The sequence below is a fragment of the Mesorhizobium sp. M0074 genome (assembly GCF_040322975.1).
In the GTDB taxonomy this organism is placed as follows: domain Bacteria; phylum Pseudomonadota; class Alphaproteobacteria; order Rhizobiales; family Rhizobiaceae; genus Mesorhizobium.
Map to the genome: position 1 here is coordinate 117,348 of NZ_JAMYUM010000008.1, position 24,970 is coordinate 142,317.

A 24,970-nucleotide genomic window follows, 5' to 3' on the forward strand; every position below is an offset into this window, starting at 1 on the left:
GACGGGATATGCGTTTGACCATCCCCAACATGATCACGATCATGCGCTTCGTGCTGGTGCCGGCCGTGGTGCTGGCCATGCTGCAGGAACGCTGGGACTGGGCCTTTGCCGGCTTCCTCATTGCCGGCATTTCCGACGGCGTCGACGGCTTCATCGCCCGTCATTTCAACCAGTTTTCCAGGCTCGGCGCCTATCTCGATCCGATGGCCGACAAGCTGCTGCTGGTCTCGGTTTTCGTGGTCCTGGGCTTCAGCGGCGAACTGCCGCTGTGGCTGGTCGTTACCATGGTGTCGCGCGACGCACTGATCGTCTGCGCCGTGCTTTTATCCACCGTCATGGCGCATCCGGTCGAGATGAAGCCGCTCCTGGTGTCGAAGGCCAACACCGCGATCCAGATCGTGCTGGCGGCAGTGGTGTTGGGCGAACTCGCCTTCGACATCCGTCTCGATCCGCTGAGGCCGGCCCTCATATTGCTGTCCGGGGTCTTGACCGTGGCTTCGGCCGCGGCCTATCTCGTGGCTTGGCTGAGGCATATGAGCGGCTATGGCGAAGGCTCCACACCCGGCACCTGAACACGGGGCACCTGACCACCGGGCACCTGACGAACGGTCCATCGACGCCGAGGCCGAAGCCGCGGCAGCGGAGGCTGCGGCATCGGCGTCGTTTCGCCGCCAGATCCGCTTCTGGCTGGTCAGCGCCATCATCCTCGCCGTCTTCCTTTATGTCTTCAGCGGCATCCTTCTGCCCTTCGTTGCCGGCATGGTGCTCGCCTATTTCCTCGATCCTGTGGCCGACCGGCTGGAGCGCCTCGGCCTGTCCAGGCTGATGGCGACGGTGGTCATCCTCATCGCCTTTATCGTCGTCCTGGTGCTGGCCGTCGTCATCCTGGTTCCGGTGCTCGCCTCGCAGATGGCTGATTTCGCCAGCAAGCTGCCGGACTATCTGACCCGGCTGCAGGGCCTGATCACCAGCTTCGACCCGAAATGGCTGGAAGAAAAATTCGGCGTCGACGCCAACGGTCTGCGTGAAGGCTTGAACTCGCTGCTGACCTCCGGCTTCGGCCTCCTGACCACCGTCTTCACCTCGATCTGGAGCTCCGGCGTGGCGCTGGTCTCGGTGGTCAGCCTGTTCGTGGTGACGCCGGTCGTCGCCTTCTACATGCTGCTCGACTGGGACCGCATGGTGGCAATCGTCGACAGCTGGGTGCCGCGCGACTATGTCAAGACCGTCAGGGCGATCGCCAGGGACATCAATACGGCAACCGCCGGCTTCGTGCGCGGACAGGGCACGCTGTGCCTGGTGCTGGGCGCCATGTATGCCACCGGCCTGACGTTGACGGGCCTGAATTTCGGCATCCTCATCGGCCTGTTTGCCGGGCTGATCTCGTTCATCCCCTATGTCGGCTCGCTGACCGGCCTGGTGCTGGCCGTCGGCGTCGCCTTCGTCCAGTTCTGGCCGGACTGGACCATGATCGCGGCGGTGGCCGGCGTGTTCTTCGTCGGGCAGTTCATCGAGGGCAATATCCTGCAGCCGCGGTTGGTCGGCAAAAGCGTCGGTCTGCATCCGGTGTGGCTGATGTTTGCGCTGTTTGCCTTCGGCGCGCTGTTCGGCTTCGTCGGCCTGCTGATTGCCGTGCCGGCTTCCGCCGCCGTTGCCGTTCTGGTGCGTTTCGCCATCGCCCGCTATCTCGAATCGCCGCTCTACAAGGGCCATGCCGACGAGCCGGTGCCGCCGCTGCAGGTGCGGCGCCGCGGGGGCGCGCGCGGTTGAGCCAGATGCCGGACAAGATCGATCCGCCGCGTCAATTGCCGCTCGATCTAGGCCACGGCACCGGCTATTCGCGCGACGAGCTCGTCGTCTCCAGCACCAACAGCCAGGCGGCGGCGCTTGTCGACCGCTGGCCGGACTGGCCGTCGCCGGTTGTCGTGCTGGCCGGGCCGGCCGGCTCGGGAAAAACCCATCTGGCCTCGATTTGGCGGACCCGCGCCGACGCCGTGAAAGTGGAGGCCGGCCGCATCGGCGACTGCATCGAAAACCTCGGTGCGCATCCGGCCCTGATCGACGATATCGATGCCGAACCGATCGATGAGCACGGCCTCTTCCACCTGATCAACGCGGTGCGCGGCGCCGGCTCGAGCTTGCTGTTGACGGCGCGGCGCTTCCCGTCCGCCTGGGGCGTCAGGCTGCCCGACCTGGCGTCGCGGCTGAAGGCGGCGGCTACCGTCGAGATCCACGAACCCGACGATCTTCTGCTGGCCGGCGTCATCACAAAGCTGTTCGCCGACCGCCAGGTCGAGGTCGAGCCGCATGTCGTGCAATATCTGGTGCGCCGCATCGAGCGCTCGCTGGCCACTGCCATGCGGGTGGTCGAACGGCTCGACCGCACCGCGCTCGAGCGCAAGACGCCGATCACCCGCGCCCTGGCAGCCGAGACGGTCAGCGCCATGGACGAAGGGCAGGGCGAGTTCGAGATTTGACGATTCCAGTTCCGCCACTGTCCCATTTCGGGAACAAAAGCTGGCATCTGTCTTGCAGCAAAGAGCTTGCCGGCTAATCCCGGTCCTGATTGCGTATCAAATCAGGTAGTAGGCTCGCCGGGAGATGGGTGGTTGGGGTTCTCTTCCCGGCGAGCTTGCCATATGCGGCGATCCGACCAGTCGCCTTGAAGTGTGATTTTCTCGCCAGCTGATAGCGATATTCTCAACGCTGTCGGTCTTGCCTGGAAATAATATCGGCGACGTATTTTGATCGAGAGCCGTCCCACCCGCAGGCCGTGCATCGGCCGCTTTCGAAATTATGTTCGCAGTTTGGATATCCATAGAGCAGAGATGCGCATTCGGCACATAGACTGGCCATTGCGCTGCTGTCGGAAAAATATGTGCTGCCGCACTCATCGCAGGTCGCGATTGGTCGGTCCGTCATTGCTCTAGCCTCGCTACCGTTTCAGACCGATCGTCTCCCCCAAGCGCCGCTTGTTCCACGCCAAAGCGCCGGCGGTAATCGCCAGGCACGAGGCCGGTTATCCTGGCGAATACCTTGCGGAAGGAGCCGGGATCGTCATAGCCGACCTCCCAGGCGATCTGGTCGATCGCTCGTATCGTGGTTTCCAGCATCTCGCGCGCCTTGCCGACCCGCAGGTGCTGGCAATATTCGGTCGGCTTGAGGCCGGTGGCGTTGCGGAAGCGCCGCAAAAAAGTCCGCTCCTCCAGCCCGGCGTGATCGGCCATGGCGCCAAGCGTCACATCGCGCGCGCCGTTCGCCTGCAGCCAGTGCTGCACCTTGAGAATCGCTTCGTCGCCGTGGGTCAGCCGCGGCGCAAACGGACTGTAAAAACGTTGCTCGCGGCCCGGCGGGTCGACCAGCATGAAACGCGCCGTGTCCATCATGACGGCTGACCCGAGCACCCTGTCCACCAGCTTCAGGCCGAGATCGGTCCAGGCCATGTAGCCGCCCGCGGTGATGATGTCGCCATCGTCGATGACCAGCCTGTCGGCGTCGAGCAGGATGTCGGGAAAGCGTAGCGCCAGCGCGTCGCGATAAGCCCAGTGCGTCGTCGCCGCACGGCCGGACAACAGGCCGGTTTCGGCAAGCACGAAAGCGCCGGCACAGACCGAACCGAGCGTCGCGCCTGCCGTGTGGCGATCCCTGAGCCAGCCGGCATAGGGCGCGGCTGCTTCCCGAGCGATCGGATCTCCCAAGGTCGGCGGGAGGATAACCATGGCTGGTTCATTGTCGGCGCCGGGGTCGCTGTCGAAGGTGCGGACTACGGTGTGGCCCGCGTCCTCCAATTGCCAATGACTGACGCGAAGCCTCGCCGCCTCGGGCGACCGCTCGACAGCCAGCCGGTTTGCCAGCATGAAAAGATCGGTCAGGCCGAGCACGGCTGCTTCCTGCACACCGGGATACAAGACAAGGCCGATTTCGATCAGATCACGCGCCGCCGTCATTTGTCAGTTTTGCCACGTTGAATGTCCGTTTTGCCAATGCTCACCCTGACCGCACTGTTATAATTTGTCCAGCTGAAGGGGGCTAAAAGCTTCCCTGTTACCCCCCGACTTTTTCATCAAGGAGTAGAACCATGAGCACATTCACCACCCATGACGGCACCGAGATTTTCTACAAGGATTGGGGCAAGGGCCAGCCGATCGTGTTCCATCACGGCTGGCCGCTGAGCTCAGACGACTGGGACAACCAGATGCTGTTCTTCCTCGAAAAGGGCTACCGCGTCATCGCACATGACCGCCGCGGCCACGGCCGCTCGTCGCAGACCGCGACCGGCAACGACATGGACACCTACGCCGCCGATGTTGCGGCGCTGGCGGCGCATCTCGATCTCAGGGGTGCGATCCACATCGGCCACTCGACCGGTGGCGGCGAGGTGGCGCGTTACGTCGCGCTCTATGGCGGCGGCGGCCGTGTTGCCAAGGCGGTGCTGATCGGCGCCGTGCCGCCGATTATGGTCAAGACCGACAGCAATCCCGGCGGCTTGCCGATTGAAGTCTTCGACGGTTTTCGTGCCGCCCTGGCCGCTAACCGCGCCCAGTTCTACAGGGACGTGCCGGCCGGCCCGTTCTATGGCTTCAACCGCGAGGGCGCCAAGGTCTCGCAAGGCGCCGTCGACAATTGGTGGCGCCAGGGCATGATGGGCGGAGCCAAGGCCCATTACGACTGCATCAAGGCGTTCTCGGAGACCGATTTCACCGACGACCTCAAGAACATCGAGGTTCCCGTCCTGATCATGCATGGCGACGACGACCAGATCGTACCGATCGCCGATTCCGCGCTGCTTGCGGCCAGGCTGGTGAAGCACGGCACGCTCAAGGTCTACAAGGGCCTTCCGCACGGCATGTGCACCACCCACCCGGAGATCATCAATCCGGATCTGCTGGCCTTCATCCAGGGCTGACGGCTTACATGTCGGACGGGCAGCGCGGGCTCGTGCTGTCCGTCCGTCGCTTAAACATGACCGGCGACGGAGACACGCTTGAGCGTGATCCACTTGCGCTGCCGACGAGATTCGCTTGGTGAATGGTCGGAGTGGAGAGATTCGAACTCCCGACCCTCTGGTCCCAAACCAGATGCGCTACCAGGCTGCGCTACACTCCGAACGGTCTGTTGCCTAGTGATTTCAGCCCGCCAAAGCAAGCGTAAAAAGCCATCGGCCTTGCTGCCGACGGCATTGCGCAGTAATGACGGGCTAGTGCATGGCCAGAGAACAGTAATGTGGTCTCGGGGTCGTGTGCTTGCAACCAGCAATGAGGTGGTCATGTCAGCCCGCATTTTCAGCCCAGCCAAAACCGCGATGCAGTCCGGCAAGGCCAAGACCGGCTATTGGGTGCTGGAATTCGATCCGGAGCAGCGCAAGAAGATCGATCCGCTGATGGGCTACACCACGTCCGGCGACATGCGAAGCCAGATCAGGCTGACCTTCGACACCAGGGAAGAGGCGGTGGCCTATGCCGAGAAGGAAGGGCTCGCTTTTCGCGTCGAGGAGCCGAAGGAAATCAAGCGCCGCCAGATTTCTTATGCGGAGAATTTCCGCTATGACCGCAGGACGCCCTGGACGCATTGACGGCCATGCCGGCCCGTGCCGGCGCCAAGAACAAATCAGCCGGTCGTGCGGCCGGCCAGCGGTCCCGTAGCTCAGCTGGATAGAGCACCGGCCTTCTAAGCCGATGGTCACAGGTTCGAATCCTGTCGGGATCGCCAATATTTTCAATGTCCATTCCGGACAGGTTCACTCGCCAGTCGCACAGGATTTCCAACACATGACAGCGATGGGCGCGGCGGCATTGCTGATCCTTGTCCTGACCTATGCCGGCGTCGCAATCGGCAGGATACCCGGGCTGCGCCTCGACCGGGCAGGGATCGCGCTGCTCGGCGGTGCGGCGATGATCGCCATCGGCGCGCTCGACATGGAGGACGCCTACCGCGCCATCAGCTTCGACACCATCACGCTTCTGCTCGGCATGATGATCGTCGTGGCGCATCTGAAAGTGTCGGGCGCCTTTCGCGCGCTCGGCGGGTTCGCCATCGAGCATGCGCATGCGCCGTTCATGCTGCTGGTGATGGTGACGCTGTTGACCGGCGTCCTGTCGGCGTTCCTGGTCAACGACGCCATCTGCCTGGTCATGGCGCCGATCGTCGTCCATGTCACCCGCGTCATCAACCGCAATCCGGTTCCCTATCTGATCGCCACCGCCACGGCGTCCAATTGCGGCAGCGTCGCCACCATCACCGGCAATCCGCAGAACATGGTCATCGGCGCGCTGTCGGGGATTTCCTATCCGGCCTTCTCGGCGGCGCTGGCGCCGGTCGCGGCGTTCGGCCTCGTCGCCGTCATCGTCATCATCCGCATCGTCTACCGCGCCGAATTTTCGCGCAAGGCCGAGCTCAGCCCCGAAGTCTATCGCGGCCGCATGCTGCCGGGGCAGGTGGTGAAGGCGGTGGTCGTCTGTGTCGGTTTGGCGATCGCCTTCTTCGCCGGCGTTCCAGTCGCCAAGGCAGCGCTGATCGGCGGCGCCATTCTTCTTTTGACCCGCGCCATCAAACCTGAGCGCATCTATCGCGAGATCGATGGGCCGCTGCTGTTCATGTTCGCCGGGCTGTTCATCGTCGTCGCCGGGGCGGAGAAGACGCTGCTGACGCCCGACATCGTCGCCTCGGCAAAGGACCTCGGGCTGAATGATGTCTGGCGGCTGTCCGGCTTCACCGCAGTGCTGTCCAACATCATGAGCAATGTCCCGGCCGTGCTGGCGCTGAAGCCGTTCGTGCCCGGACTGGAAAACCCCGAGCGGGCCTGGCTAGTCGTCGCCATGAGCTCGACGCTGGCCGGCAATTTCACGCTGCTTGGCTCGGTCGCCAATCTGATCGTTGCCGAGCACGCGCGGGTCTCCGGCAAACCGCTGGGCTTCATCGCCTTCTTCAAGGTCGGCCTGCCGTTGACGCTGGTCACGCTTCTTGTAGGGACGGCATGGCTGGCGGCCTAAAAGCGCGTCGCATTAGACCGGCCTCATGCGACACGCATTGGGCTGTTGTTTATGCATGTCGTTATCGCAAAACCGCTGCACACTTTTGCGCGACATGCATCAGCCAGTCAGGGCGATGTCACCGTCAGATGGCCTCTCATGTTGGGATGGAAGCGGCAGAAATAATCGACCGATTCCGCCTTCTTCACCGTCAGGCTCGCCGCCTTCTTCGGCGGGATCATCACTTCCCAGGCGCCGTTGACGGTTGCCGTGTGGGCGAACACGTCCTTGTTTACCCACCTGATCGTGTCGCCGACCTTCGCCTCGATCTTTGCCGGCGAAAACACAAGCTTCTCGATCGTCACCTCGATGGTTTCGGCCTTGGCCGGCGCGGCAACCATGGCCAATGCCAGCGCAACCCACAGATGCCGCCTCGACATCATCGGCCCAATCCTCACTTCAGCATGCCGGCGACGTGTTCGGCGTGCTGTTCGTGGCCCTGGAATATTTTCAGGCCGGTTTCCAGCAGGCTTTTCAGCTCGGCATTGCTGGCCGACGGAATCAGCAGTGTTTCGAGCGCGCCATTGACCTGCTTGTGGTAGGCCACCTCGCTGGCGACATAGGCCTTGTCGAACGCGGCGCCCTTGAGCTTGGCAAGCTTGGCACGTTCTTCGGCCGCTGCCTTGGTCAGCGCCTTGCTGGTCGGATTATCCTCAGGCGTGACCTTGAGCTTCTTGACCAGGTCGAGAGCCTGTTTGTTGACCGCCTCGTGATCTCGCACCATGTCCTTGGCGAAATCCACGACCTCCTTGTTCTTCGATTTCTTCAGCGCCTGCTTGGCCGCTTCGACGTCAAGCACGCCCGCTGTGTAGGCGATATGTGCGATCTGCGGATCGGTCGGTTTGTCGGCAGCTTGCGACAAGGGCGCTGCGCTAAGCAGGAAAACTGCGGCCAGTGCCGTGGTCGATCGAATAAACATGATGCTCTCCTTCGCCCCGACGCGGAACTGCATCGGGCTTCGTTTTCAGTGATGCTCATTGGATGCAGGTCGCCGCCAAACGTTCCCGCGAAAATCGGCGCGGCCTATCCGGAAAGACCAAGCCGCTGCATCACGGCATTGGTCAGCCGTTCGCAGCGCCGGCCCGCGAAGGGAAAGGCGTCGAGCAGCACCGGGCCGATCTGGTCGTCCAGCGCCTTGCGCACCAGCGCGCGGGCGCGGTGCAGCCGGGTCTTGATGGTTTCTGGTCGCACGCCAAGCAGTTCGGCGGTTTCCTCGATGCTCAATCCCTCGATGACGCGCGCCACGAACACCATCCGGTAGACATCGGGAAGACTGTCGGTTGCCCGTTCGACAAGCTCAAGGATCTGCCGTTGCGCCATCGTCCGCTCCGGATCGTCGCTCGGGTTGAGGGGAAACCGGATGATTTCGGCTTGCGGGTTTTCAGGCATCGCTACCATTCGCCGCCTTTTGCGCAAGCGGCCGAGCGCTTCGTTGATGACGATACGCGATAGCCACGTGGCGAGCGAGGCATCGCCGCGAAAGGCCTCGAGATGGGCAAAGGCGCTGACATAGGCCTCCTGGACGATGTCCTCGGCCTCGCTGTCGTTACGCACGACGCCTCGGGCGATGCGGTAGAGCCTTTGGTTGTGCGTCTTGATGATGGTGCGGAACGCATCGCCATCACGTGCCAGCGCGCGGCCGACAAGCTGCATGTCGCCCGAAGCGGCGGGCGTTGCCGTCAACGCAGCAGGCATAGCCGATCTCCTGATAGGCTTCTCATCGCGACATTGGATGCATCGGCCGACAAAAGGTTCCCGACTGATCCCGCCGGCCAGCCTCAATCCGTGTCAAGGACTGGCAGAGGCTATTCTACCGCCTTCACCACACCGCCGCCTCTATTTTGTAGAGCCGTATCATCGCCCGATCGGTCGCCATGATATCGCTCAGGATCGCAATTTTTCCAGGCTGTTACGCCGATTTTCTGACTCAGTTTGAAAAGGTGCTGGCTCAGGCCCCAGCGGCCGCCGCCAGCCCGCGCGCCAGGTCGGCCTTCAAATCCCCTACATCCTCGAGCCCGATCTGCAGGCGCACCAGCGGCCCGTCATACGGGCCCTTGGCGATGGTGCGGTCGCCAAGGAATACCGGCACGGCAAGGCTCTCATAGCCGCCCCAGGAATAGCCGAGGCCGAAAAACTTCAACGCGTCGAGGAAGGCGTGCTGCTGCTTCTGTCCGCCGCCCGCGAGAACGATCGAGAAGATGCCGCTCGATCCGCAAAAATCGCGCTTCCATATGGCGTGGTCGGGATGACTGGGCAGCCCCGGATGCAGCACCTGCGCTACGCCCGGCTGACCCTCCAGCCAGCCGGCGAGGGAAAGCGCGCTCTTTTGATGATGCTCCAGCCGCACGCCCATCGTGCGCAGGCCGCGCAGCACCTGGTAGACGTCGTCAGGCCCGGCGCAGCAGCCCATCGTGTTGAACGTCTCGAAAAGCTGCTTCCAGCAGTCCGCATTGGCCGACACCGTGCCGAGCAGCACGTCGGAATGGCCGGCCGGGTATTTCGTCGCCGCGTGGATCGAGATGTCGACGCCATGGTCGAGGGGGCGAAAGTAGAGCGGCGTCGCCCAGGTGTTGTCCATCATGACGATGGCGCCGGCGGCATGCGCTGCCTTGGCGATGGCCGGTATGTCCTGCACCTCGAAAGTGTTGGAGGCCGGCGATTCGGTGAACACCACCTTGGTGTTGGGCTTGATCAGCGCCGCGATGCCGGCGCCGATGCGCGGTTCGTAATACTCGACCTCGATGCCCAGCCGCTTCAGCATCGTGTCGGCGAAGTTGCGGGTCGGATGATAAACGGAATCGACGATCAGCAGATGATCGCCGGCCGACAGGAATGCGAGCAGCGGCAGCGTCACCGCCGCCAGGCCGGACGGTACCGCGACCGTGCCTGCCGAACCTTCCAGCGCATCGATCGCGCTGTTCAGCGCATCGGTGGTCGGCGTGCCGCGCGTGCCGTAGGTGTATCTCTGGCTGCGTGAAGCCATCGCCGCCGCATTGGGATAGAGCACGGTCGAGGCATGCACCACCGGCGGATTGACGAAGCCGAAATAGTCATGCGGGTTGTTGCCGGAATGGGCGAGCCGCGTGTTGACGCCCATCTCGCTGTCGTCTTTTGCCATTGCTTTTCGTCCCATGGGTTGGTCGTTAGCCATAGTGCGGCGGCATTGGCCGCGCAACCGCACCGCACCCGCCAGGCCAAGGTCTTGAATATGCCAATTCAGCAACGAGCCGTGGATCCGCGGGAAGGCTGCCAAGTGCGCTTGGCAACTCACGGTCGGACTTTGCCGGCTTTATTGGCGCGCTGACCAATTTGCGAGCGCGTTTGTCTGCAATTTCAGGCATTTCAGGCGGTTGGTTTTCAAAGTCTTTCGGATTTGGTCATTTCCCTTGACCTCACAGGAATAATCGCCTTCGATGTTGTTCGTGAATGGGAGGCAGCGCGTCGGTGACGATGCGGGATTCCGGTAACGGGCCGGGATACTTAGCTGCGTTCACACGGGAAAAAATCAGGTTCGCCTGGAAAAAACAGAAAAGGGTCAGTGGGTCATGAAACACATTGCAATCGGCCTTTTGGGCGCCGCCGCGTTTGGATTCGCGGCTTCGGCCGCATCGGCGAGCACGCTCGACGATGTCAAGGCGAAAGGCTTCATCCAGTGCGGCACCAATACGGGTCTTGCTGGCTTCGCGGCGCCTGACGACAAGGGTGAATGGAAAGGCATCGATGTGGATTTCTGCCGCGCCGTGGCGGCCGCCGTCTTCGGCGATGGCACCAAAGTCAAGTTCACGCCGCTCAGCGCCAAGGAGCGGTTCACCGCGCTGCAGTCGGGCGAGGTCGACATCCTGTCGCGCAACACCACCTGGACCATCAACCGCGATACGGCGCTTGGCCTGAACTTCGTCGGCGTCACCTATTATGACGGTCAGGGCTTCATGATCAACGCCAAGAAGCTTCCGGGCGTGAATTCGGCACTGCAGCTTTCGGGCGCGGCAGTGTGTGTGCAGAGCGGCACCACGACCGAGCTCAACCTTGCCGACTATTTCAAGTCGAACAAGATGGAGTACAACCCCGTCGTTTTCGAAAAGCTGGATGAGGTCAACGCCGCATATGACGCCGGCCGCTGCGACGTCTACACCACCGACCAGTCGGGTCTCTACGGCATTCGCCTGACGCTCAGCTCGCCGGCCGACCACGTCGTGTTGCCCGAGATCATCTCCAAGGAGCCGCTTGGGCCGGCCGTGCGCCAGGGTGACGACCAGTGGTATCACATCGTCAAGTGGACCTATTTCGCGCTGCTCAACGCCGAGGAACTGGGCATCACCCAGGCCAATGTCGACGAGATGAAGAACTCGGACAATCCCGAGATCAAGCGCGTGCTCGGCCAGGAAGCCGACACCAAGATCGGCACCGATCTAGGTGTCTCCAACGACTGGGTCGTCAACATCGTCAAGGCCGTCGGCAATTACGGAGAGATGTTCGAACGCAATGTCGGCTCCGGCAGCCCGCTGAAGATCGCCCGCGGCATCAACGCGCTGTGGACCAAGGGTGGCCTGCAGTACGCTCCGCCGATCCGCTGATCGAAAATGGATCCGGAAGGCAGATCGTCTGCCTTCCGGTCTCTCTTTCCAGGGGACTGTCGAATGGCATCGCAGGAAGTTCTTCGCGAGGAGCCAAGCCGCGGTTCCTTCATCAATGATCCGCGCGTCCGCGGCATATTCTTTCAAGCACTGGTCCTCGTCCTGCTGGTAGCGGGTGTCTGGTGGGTTACCCACAACGTCATCGCCAATTTGACGCGGCTGCACATCGCTTCCGGCTTCGGCTTTCTTAAGGGCCGCGCCGGCTTCGACATCAGCGAAAGCGCCATCGCTTATTCATCGGATTCGACCTATTTCCGTGCCATCCTGGTTGGCTTTATCAACACCGTGATCGTTGCTGTCGTCGGCATCATCACCGCCACCATCATCGGTTTCATCGTCGGCATCGGCCGGCTGTCGCATAACTGGCTGATCAGGAAGATCTGCACCGTTTATGTCGAGGTGTTCCGCAACATCCCGCCGCTGCTGGTCATCTTCTTCTGGTATTCCGGCGTGCTCGCCGTGCTGCCGCCGCCACGCGAGAGCATCAATCTGCCGTTCGGCTCCTTTCTCAACCAGCGCGGCTTCTATTTTCCCCGCGCTATATGGGGCGAGGGCTCCTGGCTGATCCTGGTCGCACTGCTCCTCGGCATCGCCATGGCCTGGTTCGTCGCCCGCAAGGCGCGGCAGCGGCAGATGGCGACGGGACAGCCATTCCCGGTGTTCTGGACATCCATGGCGTTGATCGTCGGCCTGCCGCTGCTGGCCTACGCGCTGAGCGGCTTTCCGCTGAGCTTTGAATTTCCAAAGCAGTCGACCTTCAATCTCGTCGGTGGCTTTCAGGTCAGGCCCGAGTTCCTGTCACTCTATCTGGCGTTGTCCTGCTATACGGCCGCCTTTATCGCCGAGATCGTGCGCGCCGGCATCAGGGGCGTCAGCGCAGGCCAGACCGAGGCGGCCGCGGCACTCGGGCTGCGCTCGGGATCGATCCTCAGGCTTGTCGTCGTGCCGCAGGCGATGCGCATCGTTATTCCGCCGCTGACCAGCCAGTATCTCAATCTGACCAAGAATTCCTCGCTCGCCATCGCCATCGGCTATCCGGACCTGACGGCGACGGCCGGCACGGTCTTGAACCAGACCGGGCAGGCAGTCGAAGGCGTGGTGATCATGATGGCGGTGTACCTGGCGCTCAGCCTGATCACGTCGGCGATCATGAACGTCGTCAATGCCAGGATGGCGCTGGTGGAGAGGTAGGGCCATGCAAGAGCACGATATGTCCTGGGTGCGGACGGAGATGGCGCTGGCGCAGCCGGCGCCGTCGAGCGAGCGCGGCCTCACCGCCTGGGTCCGCAAGAATCTGATCGCATCGACCGGCGACACCATCCTGACCATCATCGGCATCGTGCTGGTTGCCATGATCCTGCCGCAGATCGTCAATTGGGCTTTCATCAACGCCCAGTGGACGGGACCGGACCGCACGGTCTGCGCCACCGTGGCGCAGGGCGGCATCCAGTCGGACGGCTGGACCGGCGCCTGCTGGGCTTTCGTCAACGCCAAGTTCGGCCAGTTCATGTTCGGCCGCTATCCCCTGGAAGAGCGTTGGCGCCCGATCCTGGTGGCCATCCTCTTCGTGGCGCTGCTGGTGCCGCTGCTCATTCCGCGCGTACCGCGCAAGGGGCTGAATGCCATTCTTCTCTTTTTTGCACTGCCGGTCGTCGCCTTCGTTCTGCTGATCGGCGGCATGTTCGGCCTGCCCTATGTCGAAACCCCGCTCTGGGGTGGACTGCTGGTGACGCTCAGCCTGTCCTTCGTCGGCATAGCTGTGTCGCTGCCGGTCGGCATCGTGCTGGCGCTCGGCCGGCGCTCGAACATGCCGATCGTCAAGCTGCTGTGCGTGATCTTCATCGAGACGGTACGCGGCATCCCGCTGATTACGGTGCTGTTCTTTGCCAGCGTGATGCTGCCGCTGTTCCTGCCGGCCGGCGTCAGCTTCGACAAGTTCCTGCGCGCGCTGATCGGCGTGTCGCTGTTTGCCGCCGCCTACATGGCCGAAGTGGTGCGCGGCGGCCTGCAGGCGATCCCCAAAGGCCAGTATGAGGGCGCCGATTCGCTCGGCCTCAGCTACTGGCAGAAGATGGGTCTGGTCGTCATGCCGCAGGCGCTGAAGCTGGTCATTCCCGGCATCGTCAACACCTTCATCGGCATGTTCAAGGACACCAGCCTGGTCATCGTCATCTCGATGTTCGACCTCCTCGGCATCGTCAAGCAGAACTTCTCCGACGCCAATTGGGCGACGCCGCAGACGGCCAGATCCGGCCTGGTCTTCGCGGCCTTCATCTTCTGGCTGTTCTGCTTCGGCATGTCGCGCTATTCAATGTACACGGAACGCCGTCTCGACACCGGCCACAAACGCTAAAAAAGGGGACCTTGTCATGGCCATAGAAAACGCCGTCAGCGCGGAAGAGATCAAGGTCAATGCCGCCAAGATGCATATTTCCACCACCGATGTTGCCATCGACATCATCGCCATGCACAAATGGTACGGCGAATTCCATGTGCTGAAGGACATCAATCTAAAGGTGATGCGCGGCGAGCGCATCGTCATCTGCGGCCCGTCGGGCTCCGGCAAATCGACGATGATCCGCTGCATCAACCGACTGGAGGAACACCAGAAGGGCAAGATCATAGTCGACGGCAAGGAACTGACCAACGATCTGAAGAAGATCGACGAGGTGCGCCGCGAGGTCGGCATGGTGTTCCAGCACTTCAACCTGTTCCCGCATCTGACCATTCTGGAAAATTGCACGCTGGCGCCGATCTGGGTGCGCAAGATGCCGCGGAAACAGGCCGAGGAAATCGCCATGCATTTCCTCAAGCGCGTCAAGATCCCGGAACAGGCCAACAAATATCCCGGCCAGCTTTCCGGCGGCCAGCAACAGCGCGTGGCGATCGCCCGCTCGCTGTGCATGAACCCGCGCATCATGCTGTTCGATGAGCCGACCTCGGCTCTAGATCCGGAAATGATCAAGGAAGTGCTGGAGACGATGGTCGGGCTGGCCGAGGAAGGCATCACCATGCTCTGCGTCACCCACGAAATGGGCTTTGCGCGCAAAGTCGCCAACCGGGTGATCTTTATGGATCAGGGTCAGATCGTCGAGCAGAACACGCCGGCCGAGTTCTTCGACCACCCGCGCCATGAGCGCACGAAGCTGTTCCTGTCGCAGATCCTGCACTGATCCTGTACGCCGGTTCGGGACAAGACCGGCGGACCGGGCTCTCTGTCTTGCTGGCTTCGCGCGTATTCGACGAGCGCTGACCGTGCGCTGCGCGAGAAGATAGCAAGCGTGCTTCAGGCCGTTCGAGTGGTCACGTTGCAACCTGGTACCAAGGCCGGCGCGGATCATAAGCGCGCCTTCCGCGTTCATTTCCATTGGGAGTTGTATAACAAGCAGCGTGGGCGCGTGCGGCGGCAGGTCAAGGTTTCATCCTGATGCTCATCCAACCGATCGATTATTTCCTTGTCGTTTGGTTCGCGCTGGCGCTGGCTTCGACGCTTTATGTCGGCTTCGACCAATATCGCAACAATCCCGAGCCGGTGGTGATGAAATGGGGCTTCATCCTGGTCACCCTCTATATGGGTCCGCTCGGCTTGCTGCTTTACGTGCTCGCGGACAAGGAGCCACGGCCGGGCGAGCATGAGGTGTTCACCCGGCCGCTCTGGAAGCAGGGCGTCGGCTCCACCATCCACTGCGTCGCCGGCGATGCCACCGGCATCATTCTTGCCGCCGCCGTCACGGCGGCGCTCGGCCTGCCGAGACGGTCCCCGCTTCGGGTCGTTTCCTTGCCGATACGATCAACGTCGGGCCGGGTCAGCGCTACGACGTGATCTGGATGGCGCAGCGTCCGGGGCATTGGCTGATCCATTGCCACATCCCGCATCACACCACGAACAACAATGTCGAGGAGAAGGGCGGCGGCGGGCTGATGGTCGTGATCGAGGTGACATGACCGGCGTCGCCTAGGCTCGTTCCAGCCGGTGCACCGGCCCGGACGCCATGCAGTGGCTGGGGCCAAATTTTCTCTCAAGCTGAGGTGATCTGCCAGACAGCGACGCCGGCAAGGGCGAGACCGGCGGCGCCCTCGATGGCCCGGGAGATGGTTTCGAACAGCCGTGGCTGGCGCGCGAAAAACTGTACAAGCCGTTCCCGAAACACGATCGACAACACGGCGACGCAGGACAGCGTCAGCGCCACGCCGACCATCATGGTGATGGCAAACAGGACGCCCGCTGCCGGAACACCCCTGGACATCGCGAAAGTCATCGCGAAAAGCGTAAGCGGACATGGGATCAGCCCTGCCATGACGCCGACAGCCTCGCCCTCGTGCCTGTGGTGATGGCTGTGGCTCAAAGCGCGCCAGAGCATCCAGACGCCAATGAGGCCGAGCAGCCCGCGACTGATGTGCTCCAGAAGCGGAGCGCGGCCGACGCTGCCCAATGCTATTGAGACCAGTGGCAGCGAGAGAGCCGCAATCAGAACGGCAATCGTCACATGCGTGAACGATAGCGTGATAGATACGAGCAGACCACGCGAGACCTTCGCATCCGAACCGGCAAGATAAGTCGCCAGGACGGCCTTGCTGTGCCCCGGCGTCAGCGCATGGGCAGCCCCGAACACGACGCCCATCGGCAGGAAGGCCACGAACGCCAGCCAATTGCCTCCGGCCGCAAGCAGCTTGATCTGTTCGCCGAGCGTCAGATAGATCGTGCGCTGAAATTCGACGAGCGTCTGGAACATCGGACGAGACTAGCAGAAAATCGGCGAGCGTCAGTGCATGTGGCCGTGGTCATGCGTGTGCTCGTGAGGATGGTCGTTCTCTCCACGTTCCGTTGAAAACCGCACATTCGCCTCAGCCAGGGCCGGCATATGCTGGGATAGTTCGTCCTTCAGCGCTGCGGCGATCTTGTTCGCCGCCGACAGCGGCAGGGTTCCGTCCGCGGCAATTGCGATGTCGGCGTGCAATCTATGACCGATCCAGCGCGCCTTGGCATCGACAATGCGCGCGCCCGGAACATGCTCGGCGGCATGTCGGATTTCGTCCATCACACCGGGTTCGATTCCATCCAGCATGCGGGTCAGCACCGAGCGGGCCGATTGCCAGACGATACCGAAGATCGCAATCGTGATCAGCAGACCGACGATCGGATCGGCCAAGGAAAAGCCGAACCAAACGCCGATGGCTCCGATGACCACGGCAAGGCTGGTAAGTCCATCTGTGCGGGCGTGGTAGCCGTCGGCAATCAGTGCCGCGCTGTTGATTTCGCGACCGACGCGGATACGGAACACGGCAACCGCCTCGTTGCCGAGGAAGCCGACAATACCCGCCGCAGTCAGCCAGCCCAGGTGTGTCACCACTTGTGGATTGATCAGCCTGTCGATGGCTTGGTAGGCAGCGACTACAGCGCTGAACAGGATGATGAGCACGATGATGATGCCGGCCAGATCCTCGACCCGGCCCAAGCCATAGGTGAAGATCCGCGACGGCTTGCGCCGCGCCAGCACGAACGCAATCCATAGCGGGATCGCCGTGGTCGCATCGCCGATGTTATGGATCGTATCGGCCAGCAATGCCACGCTCCCCGACAACGCAACCACGACCATCTGCAATGCCGCGGTGATGGCCAGGATCACGAACGACCATTTGATTGCCCAGATGCCCCGGTCGGTGGTGGCAATTGTCGCGTCGATGACGCCATGGCTGTGACCGTGCGGACCGTGACCGCCGTGATGATGTGCGGCGTGCGAGCCGAGCCCGAGCCATTCCAGAATGGGGGCTACGATGGAATTCATAGATATTTCGCCAGCTGCTTGAGTTCCGCCAGCGAGTTGCCGCCGGTTTCGACGCTGTCCGTCAGGCAATGCTCGATGTGATCGTTGATCAGCTCGCGCTTGGCGCTGCTGATGGCCCTTTCGACGGCATGAAGCTGCTGCGCCAGGTCAACGCAAGGGCGATGCGCCTCGATCATCGCCAGCACCGCCGCAAGGTGGCCTTGCGCGCGCTTCAGGCGCTTTATGATGGAAGGATGCGAGGCGTGGAGGTGATCTGACATGCTTGAGCGTATCCTCCCGGGGAGGATACGCGTCAAGCTCTAAGTCAGCTGTGCACCTTTCGGAGGGGCTTCACCTTGAGCATGGCTTGTTCTATGCCTTTCCCATGAAGAAGCTTGCCCGTTTTCTTGGCCTGCTGGTCGTTGCAGCAGTCCTTGCGGTGGCGCTGGGCACGCTGCTGCCGCGCCCGCTCTGGCCGGCGGCCGTTGCCGATCCGATCGGCACAAGCCACCGTATCCTGGTGCTGCAAAATCCGATCCACACCGACATCGCCATCCCGGTCGACGACGATGTGCGCCGGCGCTTCCATTTCCTGGTCGATGCCGGCATTCCAGCAGACGTGGCGGAGGTCCGCTACATCGTCTTCGGCTGGGGCGGCCGCGCCTTCTATCTGGAGACGCCGACCTGGTCGGAGCTGAAGGCGGTGCCGGTGATGAAGGCGCTGACGGTCGATGCCTCGGCAATGCATGTCGACATTTCCGTCGACATCGCCGAGCCGCATCGCGACGTCGCCGGCTTCGACATCGGCGAGGAGCGGTTTACGGCGCTGCTCGATTACATTGCGGCAAGCTTCCGGCAGGGGCCGAACGGGGCCATCCCGATCGAGAGTGCGGCCTATTCCAACGCGCTGATCGGCTGCAACACCTGGACGGCGGCGGCATTGCGCACGGCCGGGCTGCGCACCGGCTGGTGGAATCCGCTGCCGGCCTCGCTCGGCCTGTCGATGCGGCTTTACAATTGACAAGGCGACTTAGGACCGCCGAGCGTCCTACGCCCACCAACCATAGAGCCAGTCGAGATCGGCGGCGAGCTTTTCGGGCGAGCGCATCGCCAGGAACAGGTTGCGGGCCATCGCCACCGGCCCGGCCGCATGCCAGGCGAGGCGGTTGATGGCGCCGCGGCGGGCGACCTGGGCGACGCGCGGCCGCCGCGCCTGTTCCCAGGCGGCAAGCGCCCCCTCAAGATCGGCTGTGGAGGCCGCAACGAAGCCGGCAAGCGTCGCCGCGTCCTCGATCGCCATCGCCGCGCCCTGTGCGGCAAACGGCGTCATCGCGTGCGCCGCATCGCCGATCAGCGCGATGCCTTCCGGCGTCGTCCATCGCCGCTGCTCGACGGTGTGGATCGGCCATGCCATCCACGGCGCCGCCTCGCTCGCCAGACGGACCAGCGCCGGCGCGGTACCGCGCATGGCGCTGGCGAGGCTGGCGGGGTTGGCATGCCCCGACCAGCCCTCGGCGATGCGCTCGCCCCCAGTGAAGGCGGCGAGGTTGAAGGCAGTGCCACGACTGACCGGATAGGCGACCATATGGAAGCCGGGATAGAGGAATGCAGTAACGCAATCGGGCGCACCGATCGCTGCAAAGGTTTGTCCGGCGGGGCTGTCGGCGGCCACCGTGGCGCGCCAGGCAAGCTCGCCCGAAAACCGGCTTCTCCGGAAATCGGCTGCGTTGCGGGCAAGCGTTTCTCGCACCGACGACCAGACGCCATCGGCGCCGATCAGCAGACAGCCAGCCTCGACCGTGGCGCCATCAGCCGATGCAGTGACGGTAACACCTTTCGATCCGGCTGCGATGTCGGTCACCCGCGCGCCGGCGATCAGATCGATACCGGGCTGCTCCGAAACTCGCTGCATCAGCGCTGACTGCAGATCCGCGCGGTGGGCAACGAGATAGGGCGCTCCCCAGCGCGTTTCGGCCGCCTGGCCAAGCGGTACGCGCGCCAGCTTGCGCAGCGTGGCGGCATCCTTGAGCACGACCGCCTCCGGCCGCACCGCCGTCGCCAGCAGCCGATCGAGTACGCCGAGCTGCCGTAGGATGCGCGTCGCGTTGGGTGAGAGCTGGATACCGGCGCCGGCAGCCTCGAGGTGCTGCGCCTGTTCGAACAGCTTTATCCGATAGCCGCGCTCGGCGAAGGCCAGTGCCGCGGTCAGCCCGGCGACGCCCGCCCCGGCGATGACCACCTGCCGGGACTGCGTTTCCTGCATCAGGTTTGTCGCGGAAGAATCAGGCGGCCTGGTCGATATAAAGGCAGCCCGGCGGCGCCGTTTCCAATGCCTTCAGCTTCGGCGAATAGCGATAGAGCGTCGAGCAATACGGGCAGACCTTTTCATTGTCGTCGCCCATGTCGAGAAATACATGGGGGTGGTCGAAAGGCGGATTGGCGCCGGTGCACATGAATTCCTTGACGCCGATGTCGATTGCCGGATAGCCCGCATCGTTCTGGAAATGGGGAATGGAACCGCCTGCCATCGTCGTCTCCTGATCTTGTCGATTGCATCTGGATCATAACCCGTCTCTTTGCAAGATCGATGAAATGAAACTGTCGCAAAAGCCTGTCAGAGGATAAGTTAAGCCGGTTAAGGCTATGGTCGTCGAACGGTGTGGGAAGAGCGGAAACCATGAACGAACTGAAGCCGGTGCAGAACGAATTCATCACCGTCGAGGCGGCGAGCCGCGAAGGCGGCAATCCCGACCGCTTCGTCAACCGGGAGTTTTCCTGGCTGCAATTCAACCGGCGCGTGCTCGAAGAGTCGCTGAACGCCAATCATCCGCTGCTCGAGCGTGTTCGCTTCCTGTCGATATCGGCCGCCAACCTCGACGAGTTCTTCATGGTCCGCGTTGCGGGTCTTGCCGGCCAGGTGCGCGAGGGCATCGTGCTGAAGAGCCCGGATGGGCGCACGCCCGAGCAGCAGCTTGAACAATTGCTGCGCGAGGTCGAGCGCCTGCAGGAGGACCAGCAGAAAAGCCTTTCGGCGCTGATGCTGCTGCTCGACAAGGAAGGCATCGAGAGCATCACCCGCGATGCGCTGAGCAAGGACGAGAAGATCTGGCTCGAGGACCATTTCCAGGAGCAGGTATTTCCGGTGCTGACGCCGCTGTCGATCGACCCGGCGCATCCGTTCCCGTTCATTCCCAATCTCGGTTTCTCGATGGCGTTGCAATTGCGCCACCGTAAGAACGGCGAGGAAATGAGCGCGCTTTTGCGCCTGCCGGTGGCGCTGAGGCGCTTCATCCGCTTGCCGGATCGCAAGCGCCATGTCCGCTTCATCCCGCTCGAGGAGGCGGTCGGCCTTTATATCGGCAAGCTGTTCCCGGGCTACGAGGTCAAGGGTTCCGGCACGTTCCGTATCATCCGCGACAGCGATATCGAGGTCGAGGAAGAGTCCGAGGATCTGGTGCGCCTGTTCGAGACGGCGCTGAAGCGCCGCCGCCGCGGCTCGGTTATCCGGATCGAATTCGACCGGCTGATGCCGCCCGAACTGCGCGACTTCGTCGCCGGCGAGCTTGGCGTTTCGGCAAGCCGGATCAGCGTGCTCACCGGTCCGCTGGCGCTCAGCCAGATCTCGGAGATCGTCGCCGTCGCCCGCGACGATCTGAAGTTCACGCCCTACAATCCGCGCTTCCCCGAGCGCATCCGCGAGCATGGCGGCGATTGTTTTGCGGCGATCCGCGAGAAGGACATCATCGTCCACCACCCCTACGAATCCTTCGACGTCGTGGTGCAGTTCCTGCGTCAGGCGATGGCCGATCCAGAAGTGGTAGCGATCAAGCAGACGCTCTATCGCACCTCCAACGACAGCCCGATCGTACGCGCTTTGGTCGACGCCGCCGAGGCCGGCAAGTCGGTGACAGCGCTGGTCGAGCTCAAGGCGCGTTTCGACGAAGAAGCCAACATCCGCTGGGCCCGCGACCTCGAGCGAGCCGGCGTCCAGGTCGTCTTCGGCTTCCTCGAACTGAAGACCCATTCGAAAATGTCGCTGGTCGTGCGGCGCGAGGATGGCAGGCTGCGCAATTACGTGCATCTCGGCACCGGCAACTACCACCCGGTCACCGCGCGCATCTACACCGACCTGTCCTTCTTCACCACCGCCCCGACGATCGCGCGCGATGTCGCCCAGCTGTTCAACTTCATCACCGGCTATGCCGAACCGGCCGAGCAGATGCGGCTGGCCATATCGCCGTTCACGCTGCGCGACCGCATCCTCAAGCACATTTCGGACGAGATCAGTCACGCGCTGGAGGGCAGGCCCGCCCGCATCTGGATGAAGATGAACGCCTTGGTCGACCCGATCATCATCGATGCCCTCTATGATGCCAGCCGCGCCGGCGTCGAGATCGATCTCGTCGTGCGCGGCATCTGCTGCCTGAGGCCGCAGGTGCCCGGCCTGTCGGAGAACATAAGGGTGAAATCGATCGTCGGCCGCTTCCTCGAACACAGCCGCATCTATTGCTTCGGCAACGGCCACGGCCTGCCCTCGGACGGGGCGATCGTCTACATCTCCTCGGCCGATTTGATGCCGCGCAATCTCGACCGCCGTGTCGAGACGATGGTGCCGATCACCAATCCAACTGTGCACGAACAGGTGCTCGGCCAGATCATGCTCGGCAACATCATGGACAACCAGCAAAGTTTCGACGTATTGGCTGACGGAACCTCCCGGCGCGTCGTGCTGGAAGAGGGCGAGGAACCGTTCAACGCGCAGGAATATTTCATGACCAATCCGAGCCTGTCCGGACGGGGCGATGCGTTGAAGTCGCATGCGCCCAAGCGCATCGCGCAGTTCAAGCGCCGCAAGAAACAGAACGCAGCGACGGGCTGATGATTTCAGCATCCCAGGGCCGGCTCCAGGACCGCCGACCGCTGTCCATCATCGATATCGGGTCGAACTCGATCCGTCTTGTCATTTATGAGGGGCTGGCGCGCTCGCCGACCTTGCTGTTCAACGAAAAGATGCTGGCCGGCCTCGGCCGCGGCATCGTTTCGACCGGAAAACTCGATCCCGAGGCGGTGACGCGCTCGATGGAAGAGTTCCGCCGCTTCCGCGCGCTCTCCGACCAGGCCGGCGCCCAGCGCATGTATGTGCTGGCGACCGCCGCCGCCCGCGAGGCGGTCAACGGCCCCGACTTCATCCACCGCGCCGAGGATGTGCTCAAGACCGAGATCCAGGTGCTGAGCGGCCGCGAGGAAGCCCATTATTCGGCGCTCGGCGTCATTTCCGGTTTCCATCCGGCCAACGGCATCGCCGGCGATCTTGGCGGCGGCAGCCTCGAATTGATCGACATTGACGGTGAGACGATCGGTGACGGCATCACGCTGCCGTTGGGCGGCCTGCGCCTGCAGGACATGGCGAAGAACTCGCTGACCCAGGCGGCAAGGATCACGCGCGAGCAACTGGCGCGGGCGAAATTGCTGAAGGGCGGGCAGGGCAGGGCGTTCTACACGGTCGGCGGCACCTGGCGAAACCTCGCCCGGCTGCACATGGAAATGACCAACTACCCGCTCGGCGTCATGCACCATTACGAGATCGGCATCGAAAGCGCCGCGAACTTCCTCCGACAGGTCGCCAAGGCCGAGATCGATAAGATCAAAGGCATCGAGGGCATCTCCAAGAACCGCCGCTCGCTGCTGCCTTATGGCGCCATCGTGCTGCAGGAGATCATGGCGGCGATGCAGCCGTCGAAGATCATCGTGTCGGCGCTGGGCGTGCGCGAGGGCTTTCTCTACTCGCTGCTCGACAAGGCCGAGCAGAAAGCCGATCCGCTAATCTCGGCGGCGGAAGAGCTTGCCCGCCTGCGCTCGCGCTCGGTCGACCACGCGCATGAGCTTGTCGAGTGGACCGGCAAGGCGTTCGCTGCCTTCGGCATCGACGAAACCAGGGATGAGGCGCGCTACCGCCACGCCGCCTGCCTGCTCGCCGATATCGGCTGGCGTGCCCATCCCGAATATCGCGGCAAGCAATCGCTCAACATCATCGCCCACGCCTCGTTCATCGGCGTCGACCATCCCGGCCGCGCCTTCCTGGCGCTTGTCAGCCTGTTTCGCCACGAGGGCGTGTTCAATGAAGCCGCTCCGGAAATCCGCGGACTGGCGACACCGCGCTATCTCGAGCGCGCCCGCGTGCTGGCCGCGCTGCTGCGCGTCGTCTATTTGCTGACTGCGGCAATGCCAGGCGTCATGCCACGGCTGAAATGGGAAAACCGCGGCAATGGCGTGCTGGCGCTGGTGCTGCCGGCAGCGCTGGCCGATCTTTACGGCGAGCGGCCGGCCGGCCGGCTGGCACAGCTGGCAAAGGTCACCAATCGCCGGCTGGTGCTGGCGGTCGAGGGCGGGCCCAGTATTTCAGTGAAGTAGTTTGAGGCACGACGCCAATTGCATGTGGCAATTCGCTGCGAGCTCCACGCTTGGGAGAAGGTCGTGAAATCCAGTCAAATCCTGCTGCTGCTGCTTTCCATCCTGCCATTGTTGATTTTCGACGCGGCCAGAGCTCAGACGGTTTCCAAGGTTTCCGTTGCTGCAAAAGGCGCGTTTGAGTTTGAGAAGAGTTATCCAAAAGCCGCAGACGGAAAAACACCGTTCAATTTGCTCACAGGTTTTCTAAAACCTAAAAGCGGGCAAAAGATAAAATATTTTGTATTTAGAATAAGCGACGAAATGATCAAATTTCAAAGATCGATTTCGATGAACACGTTTTATGCGGACGTTAATCTCTGTCCTGGCGCTGTCGATCGAACCGTGTCCGTTCATCAGCCCCTCGGCAACTTTCTTGAGCCTATCGTGGGCCGAACCGACCTGTTGCCATACGTTAAGAGGGCAAGCCTGATCCAATTGCGCAACTACCTGTATGTCGCGATTGACAGCAATCTTCGGAGCTACTCCCCCAAGGGCGCAGATCAATATGGATATGAATGGCTGCCGATCGCGGTGGAAAGCAGACAGGTTTGCCTGACCATCAGCGTCGGTCGAATGGGGCATGGCGCCTTTCTCTCTCAGCCCATAAACATAACCAGGCTTGCGGAGTTCGTCTTTCTCGACAGCAAATGAGCCGAACCGGGCGGCAGCTTAGCCAGTCCCTGCAGCCATCCGGCCGTCGGCCGACCATGCACCCGCGCCAGCCATCGCCAGCGCCAGAAAACCGCCTGATATCGCGATGTCCTTCATCAGCATCTGCGAATGCATGAAGGTCAGCGTCGGATCGCCGCCGCCCTGGCCATAGTGGCCGATGAACGCTGTCGCGACGCAAAAGGCGGCGAGCAGCAGCGCCACGACCGGCGTCTTGAAGCCGACGAGGATGAGCAGCCCGGCGATCAGCTCGAACAGGCCTGTCGCCCAGGCTACGAGCGTTGGCAGCGGCAGGCCGAGGCCGGCAAAATAGCCTGATGTGCCGGCAACGTCAGTAAGCGCGTGGAAGCCGGACGGAACGAAAAGTGCGGCGAGCAGCAATCGGGAAAGCAGAAGCAGCGCATTGCGGGGCATCTTCACCTCC

General features: G+C 62.6%; 26 protein-coding genes, 2 tRNA genes and 1 pseudogene. 17 read left to right on the plus strand and 12 right to left on the minus strand.

All coding sequences use genetic code 11. The features are described 5' to 3' along the window. The first annotated feature begins 14 nt into the window (after positions 1 to 14). From NKJ73_RS13310 to hdaA, 3 genes are read left to right on the plus strand one after another with little or no spacing between them, the layout of a single operon-like run. Complete coding sequence (locus NKJ73_RS13310; RefSeq protein ID WP_023677645.1) at positions 15 to 572, plus strand: CDP-alcohol phosphatidyltransferase family protein; 558 nt, start codon at positions 15 to 17, stop codon at positions 570 to 572. Beyond that, positions 544 to 1,770 (plus strand): AI-2E family transporter, encoded by a 1,227-nt coding sequence (locus NKJ73_RS13315; RefSeq protein ID WP_352569723.1) that lies wholly within the window; start codon positions 544 to 546, stop codon positions 1,768 to 1,770. Before NKJ73_RS13310 ends, NKJ73_RS13315 begins: the two co-directional genes overlap by 29 nt. A gap of 5 nt (positions 1,771 to 1,775) precedes the next feature. Then, the gene (hdaA, locus tag NKJ73_RS13320) at positions 1,776 to 2,477 is read left to right on the plus strand and encodes a DnaA regulatory inactivator HdaA (RefSeq protein ID WP_352569823.1); all 702 of its coding nucleotides are present in this window, start codon (positions 1,776 to 1,778) and stop codon (positions 2,475 to 2,477) included. Between the two features lie 441 nt (positions 2,478 to 2,918). Here the strand turns inward: hdaA and NKJ73_RS13325 are convergent, their stop codons facing one another. After that, complete coding sequence (locus tag NKJ73_RS13325) at positions 2,919 to 3,947, minus strand: GlxA family transcriptional regulator (protein ID WP_352569724.1); 1,029 nt, start codon at positions 3,945 to 3,947, stop codon at positions 2,919 to 2,921. 131 nt (positions 3,948 to 4,078) lie between these two features. Here NKJ73_RS13325 and NKJ73_RS13330 point away from each other — a divergent pair, with 131 nt between their 5' ends. Further along, positions 4,079 to 4,906, plus strand: a complete 828-nt coding sequence (locus NKJ73_RS13330) for an alpha/beta fold hydrolase (RefSeq protein ID WP_352569725.1) — start codon at positions 4,079 to 4,081, stop codon at positions 4,904 to 4,906. Between the two features lie 123 nt (positions 4,907 to 5,029). On the opposite strand, the gene NKJ73_RS13335 is transcribed toward NKJ73_RS13330, so the two are convergent. After that, positions 5,030 to 5,106, minus strand: a tRNA-Pro gene (locus NKJ73_RS13335). A gap of 160 nt (positions 5,107 to 5,266) precedes the next feature. Here NKJ73_RS13335 and NKJ73_RS13340 point away from each other — a divergent pair. The 3 genes from NKJ73_RS13340 to NKJ73_RS13350 all read left to right on the plus strand — a co-directional run bounded on the left by NKJ73_RS13340 (position 5,267) and on the right by NKJ73_RS13350 (position 6,989). After that, complete coding sequence (locus tag NKJ73_RS13340) at positions 5,267 to 5,572, plus strand: ETC complex I subunit (RefSeq protein WP_023677641.1); 306 nt, start codon at positions 5,267 to 5,269, stop codon at positions 5,570 to 5,572. A gap of 60 nt (positions 5,573 to 5,632) precedes the next feature. Further along, positions 5,633 to 5,709, plus strand: a tRNA-Arg gene (locus NKJ73_RS13345). Between the two features lie 59 nt (positions 5,710 to 5,768). Next, the gene (locus NKJ73_RS13350) at positions 5,769 to 6,989 is read left to right on the plus strand and encodes an anion transporter (protein ID WP_352569726.1); all 1,221 of its coding nucleotides are present in this window, start codon (positions 5,769 to 5,771) and stop codon (positions 6,987 to 6,989) included. Positions 6,990 to 7,096: 107 nt separating this feature from the next. Here NKJ73_RS13350 and NKJ73_RS13355 read toward each other — a convergent pair whose 3' ends face one another. The 4 genes from NKJ73_RS13355 to NKJ73_RS13370 all read right to left on the minus strand — a co-directional run bounded on the left by NKJ73_RS13355 (position 7,097) and on the right by NKJ73_RS13370 (position 10,146). Continuing rightward, positions 7,097 to 7,408: a cupredoxin domain-containing protein gene (locus NKJ73_RS13355; protein ID WP_352569824.1), complete on the minus strand. Its 312-nt coding sequence runs from the start codon at positions 7,406 to 7,408 to the stop codon at positions 7,097 to 7,099. A gap of 14 nt (positions 7,409 to 7,422) precedes the next feature. Continuing rightward, positions 7,423 to 7,947 (minus strand): DUF4142 domain-containing protein, encoded by a 525-nt coding sequence (locus tag NKJ73_RS13360; protein WP_023677638.1) that lies wholly within the window; start codon positions 7,945 to 7,947, stop codon positions 7,423 to 7,425. A gap of 104 nt (positions 7,948 to 8,051) precedes the next feature. Further along, a complete protein-coding gene (locus NKJ73_RS13365; RefSeq protein WP_023677637.1) occupies positions 8,052 to 8,723 on the minus strand; it encodes an RNA polymerase sigma factor in 672 nt (223 codons plus the stop codon). Positions 8,724 to 8,976: 253 nt separating this feature from the next. Beyond that, positions 8,977 to 10,146 (minus strand): cystathionine beta-lyase, encoded by a 1,170-nt coding sequence (locus NKJ73_RS13370; protein WP_352569727.1) that lies wholly within the window; start codon positions 10,144 to 10,146, stop codon positions 8,977 to 8,979. Positions 10,147 to 10,573: 427 nt separating this feature from the next. Here NKJ73_RS13370 and NKJ73_RS13375 point away from each other — a divergent pair, with 427 nt between their 5' ends. The 6 genes and pseudogenes from NKJ73_RS13375 to NKJ73_RS13400 all read left to right on the plus strand — a co-directional run bounded on the left by NKJ73_RS13375 (position 10,574) and on the right by NKJ73_RS13400 (position 15,607). After that, positions 10,574 to 11,602, plus strand: coding sequence for an amino acid ABC transporter substrate-binding protein (locus NKJ73_RS13375; protein ID WP_023677635.1), 1,029 nt, complete (start codon positions 10,574 to 10,576; stop codon positions 11,600 to 11,602). Positions 11,603 to 11,665: 63 nt separating this feature from the next. Continuing rightward, entirely contained in the window at positions 11,666 to 12,853 is a 1,188-nt protein-coding gene (locus NKJ73_RS13380) for an amino acid ABC transporter permease (RefSeq protein WP_023677634.1), read from the plus strand. A 4-nt stretch (positions 12,854 to 12,857) separates the two neighbouring features. Next, a complete protein-coding gene (locus NKJ73_RS13385; RefSeq protein ID WP_352569728.1) occupies positions 12,858 to 14,015 on the plus strand; it encodes an amino acid ABC transporter permease in 1,158 nt (385 codons plus the stop codon). 70 nt (positions 14,016 to 14,085) lie between these two features. Continuing rightward, positions 14,086 to 14,835, plus strand: a complete 750-nt coding sequence (locus NKJ73_RS13390) for an amino acid ABC transporter ATP-binding protein (RefSeq protein WP_502905376.1) — start codon at positions 14,086 to 14,088, stop codon at positions 14,833 to 14,835. A gap of 254 nt (positions 14,836 to 15,089) precedes the next feature. Further along, positions 15,090 to 15,413 (plus strand): annotated as a pseudogene (locus NKJ73_RS13395) (copper oxidase); the annotation flags it as partial. A gap of 77 nt (positions 15,414 to 15,490) precedes the next feature. Further along, a complete protein-coding gene (locus tag NKJ73_RS13400; protein WP_352569731.1) occupies positions 15,491 to 15,607 on the plus strand; it encodes a cupredoxin domain-containing protein in 117 nt (38 codons plus the stop codon). 74 nt (positions 15,608 to 15,681) lie between these two features. On the opposite strand, the gene NKJ73_RS13405 is transcribed toward NKJ73_RS13400, so the two are convergent. The 3 genes from NKJ73_RS13405 to NKJ73_RS13415 are packed head-to-tail and all read right to left on the minus strand — an operon-like array spanning position 15,682 to position 17,708. Further along, positions 15,682 to 16,395, minus strand: a complete 714-nt coding sequence (locus NKJ73_RS13405) for a HoxN/HupN/NixA family nickel/cobalt transporter (RefSeq protein ID WP_352569732.1) — start codon at positions 16,393 to 16,395, stop codon at positions 15,682 to 15,684. 30 nt (positions 16,396 to 16,425) lie between these two features. After that, on the minus strand, positions 16,426 to 17,448 hold the full coding sequence (locus NKJ73_RS13410) for a cation diffusion facilitator family transporter (RefSeq protein WP_502894598.1): 1,023 nt from the start codon (positions 17,446 to 17,448) through the stop codon (positions 16,426 to 16,428). Then, on the minus strand, positions 17,445 to 17,708 hold the full coding sequence (locus tag NKJ73_RS13415; RefSeq protein ID WP_023719742.1) for a metal-sensing transcriptional repressor: 264 nt from the start codon (positions 17,706 to 17,708) through the stop codon (positions 17,445 to 17,447). The genes NKJ73_RS13410 and NKJ73_RS13415 overlap by 4 nt, the downstream gene beginning before the upstream one ends. Positions 17,709 to 17,812: 104 nt before the next feature. On the opposite strand from NKJ73_RS13415, the gene NKJ73_RS13420 reads away from it, so the two are divergent. Beyond that, entirely contained in the window at positions 17,813 to 18,448 is a 636-nt protein-coding gene (locus NKJ73_RS13420; RefSeq protein ID WP_352569733.1) for a TIGR02117 family protein, read from the plus strand. A gap of 27 nt (positions 18,449 to 18,475) precedes the next feature. Here NKJ73_RS13420 and NKJ73_RS13425 read toward each other — a convergent pair whose 3' ends face one another. Together NKJ73_RS13425 and NKJ73_RS13430 are read right to left on the minus strand one after the other, a co-directional pair. Next, complete coding sequence (locus NKJ73_RS13425) at positions 18,476 to 19,690, minus strand: FAD-dependent monooxygenase (RefSeq protein WP_352569734.1); 1,215 nt, start codon at positions 19,688 to 19,690, stop codon at positions 18,476 to 18,478. Positions 19,691 to 19,709: 19 nt separating this feature from the next. Next, positions 19,710 to 19,955 (minus strand): zinc-finger domain-containing protein, encoded by a 246-nt coding sequence (locus NKJ73_RS13430; RefSeq protein WP_352569735.1) that lies wholly within the window; start codon positions 19,953 to 19,955, stop codon positions 19,710 to 19,712. Between the two features lie 149 nt (positions 19,956 to 20,104). Between NKJ73_RS13430 and NKJ73_RS13435 the strand changes: the two genes are divergently transcribed. From NKJ73_RS13435 to NKJ73_RS13445, 3 genes are all read left to right on the plus strand, one after another. Beyond that, entirely contained in the window at positions 20,105 to 22,306 is a 2,202-nt protein-coding gene (locus tag NKJ73_RS13435) for an RNA degradosome polyphosphate kinase (RefSeq protein ID WP_352458380.1), read from the plus strand. Further along, on the plus strand, positions 22,306 to 23,838 hold the full coding sequence (gene ppx, locus NKJ73_RS13440; RefSeq protein ID WP_352569736.1) for an exopolyphosphatase: 1,533 nt from the start codon (positions 22,306 to 22,308) through the stop codon (positions 23,836 to 23,838). The genes NKJ73_RS13435 and ppx overlap by 1 nt, the downstream gene beginning before the upstream one ends. A 63-nt stretch (positions 23,839 to 23,901) precedes the next feature. Further along, entirely contained in the window at positions 23,902 to 24,528 is a 627-nt protein-coding gene (locus NKJ73_RS13445) for a hypothetical protein (RefSeq protein ID WP_352569737.1), read from the plus strand. Positions 24,529 to 24,546: 18 nt separating this feature from the next. Here NKJ73_RS13445 and NKJ73_RS13450 read toward each other — a convergent pair whose 3' ends face one another. Then, positions 24,547 to 24,960 (minus strand): DoxX family protein, encoded by a 414-nt coding sequence (locus NKJ73_RS13450; RefSeq protein WP_352569738.1) that lies wholly within the window; start codon positions 24,958 to 24,960, stop codon positions 24,547 to 24,549. Between the last annotated feature and the right edge of the window lie 10 nt (positions 24,961 to 24,970).

Excerpts from the sequence above, each read along its gene's own strand:
- NKJ73_RS13315 (WP_352569723.1), top strand. The coding sequence starts at position 544 with ATGGCGAAGGCTCCACACCCGGCACCTGAACACGGGGCACCTGACCAC.
- hdaA (WP_352569823.1), top strand. The coding sequence starts at position 1,776 with ATGCCGGACAAGATCGATCCGCCGCGTCAATTGCCGCTCGATCTAGGC.
- NKJ73_RS13325 (WP_352569724.1), bottom strand. The coding sequence starts at position 3,947 with ATGACGGCGGCGCGTGATCTGATCGAAATCGGCCTTGTCTTGTATCCC.
- NKJ73_RS13330 (WP_352569725.1), top strand. The coding sequence starts at position 4,079 with ATGAGCACATTCACCACCCATGACGGCACCGAGATTTTCTACAAGGAT.
- NKJ73_RS13340 (WP_023677641.1), top strand. The coding sequence starts at position 5,267 with ATGTCAGCCCGCATTTTCAGCCCAGCCAAAACCGCGATGCAGTCCGGC.
- NKJ73_RS13350 (WP_352569726.1), top strand. The coding sequence starts at position 5,769 with ATGACAGCGATGGGCGCGGCGGCATTGCTGATCCTTGTCCTGACCTAT.
- NKJ73_RS13355 (WP_352569824.1), bottom strand. The coding sequence starts at position 7,408 with ATGTCGAGGCGGCATCTGTGGGTTGCGCTGGCATTGGCCATGGTTGCC.
- NKJ73_RS13360 (WP_023677638.1), bottom strand. The coding sequence starts at position 7,947 with ATGTTTATTCGATCGACCACGGCACTGGCCGCAGTTTTCCTGCTTAGC.
- NKJ73_RS13365 (WP_023677637.1), bottom strand. The coding sequence starts at position 8,723 with ATGCCTGCTGCGTTGACGGCAACGCCCGCCGCTTCGGGCGACATGCAG.
- NKJ73_RS13370 (WP_352569727.1), bottom strand. The coding sequence starts at position 10,146 with ATGGCAAAAGACGACAGCGAGATGGGCGTCAACACGCGGCTCGCCCAT.
- NKJ73_RS13375 (WP_023677635.1), top strand. The coding sequence starts at position 10,574 with ATGAAACACATTGCAATCGGCCTTTTGGGCGCCGCCGCGTTTGGATTC.
- NKJ73_RS13380 (WP_023677634.1), top strand. The coding sequence starts at position 11,666 with ATGGCATCGCAGGAAGTTCTTCGCGAGGAGCCAAGCCGCGGTTCCTTC.
- NKJ73_RS13385 (WP_352569728.1), top strand. The coding sequence starts at position 12,858 with ATGCAAGAGCACGATATGTCCTGGGTGCGGACGGAGATGGCGCTGGCG.
- NKJ73_RS13390 (WP_502905376.1), top strand. The coding sequence starts at position 14,086 with ATGCATATTTCCACCACCGATGTTGCCATCGACATCATCGCCATGCAC.
- NKJ73_RS13400 (WP_352569731.1), top strand. The coding sequence starts at position 15,491 with ATGGCGCAGCGTCCGGGGCATTGGCTGATCCATTGCCACATCCCGCAT.
- NKJ73_RS13405 (WP_352569732.1), bottom strand. The coding sequence starts at position 16,395 with ATGTTCCAGACGCTCGTCGAATTTCAGCGCACGATCTATCTGACGCTC.
- NKJ73_RS13410 (WP_502894598.1), bottom strand. The coding sequence starts at position 17,448 with ATGAATTCCATCGTAGCCCCCATTCTGGAATGGCTCGGGCTCGGCTCG.
- NKJ73_RS13415 (WP_023719742.1), bottom strand. The coding sequence starts at position 17,708 with ATGTCAGATCACCTCCACGCCTCGCATCCTTCCATCATAAAGCGCCTG.
- NKJ73_RS13420 (WP_352569733.1), top strand. The coding sequence starts at position 17,813 with ATGAAGAAGCTTGCCCGTTTTCTTGGCCTGCTGGTCGTTGCAGCAGTC.
- NKJ73_RS13425 (WP_352569734.1), bottom strand. The coding sequence starts at position 19,690 with ATGCAGGAAACGCAGTCCCGGCAGGTGGTCATCGCCGGGGCGGGCGTC.
- NKJ73_RS13430 (WP_352569735.1), bottom strand. The coding sequence starts at position 19,955 with ATGGCAGGCGGTTCCATTCCCCATTTCCAGAACGATGCGGGCTATCCG.
- NKJ73_RS13435 (WP_352458380.1), top strand. The coding sequence starts at position 20,105 with ATGAACGAACTGAAGCCGGTGCAGAACGAATTCATCACCGTCGAGGCG.
- ppx (WP_352569736.1), top strand. The coding sequence starts at position 22,306 with ATGATTTCAGCATCCCAGGGCCGGCTCCAGGACCGCCGACCGCTGTCC.
- NKJ73_RS13450 (WP_352569738.1), bottom strand. The coding sequence starts at position 24,960 with ATGCCCCGCAATGCGCTGCTTCTGCTTTCCCGATTGCTGCTCGCCGCA.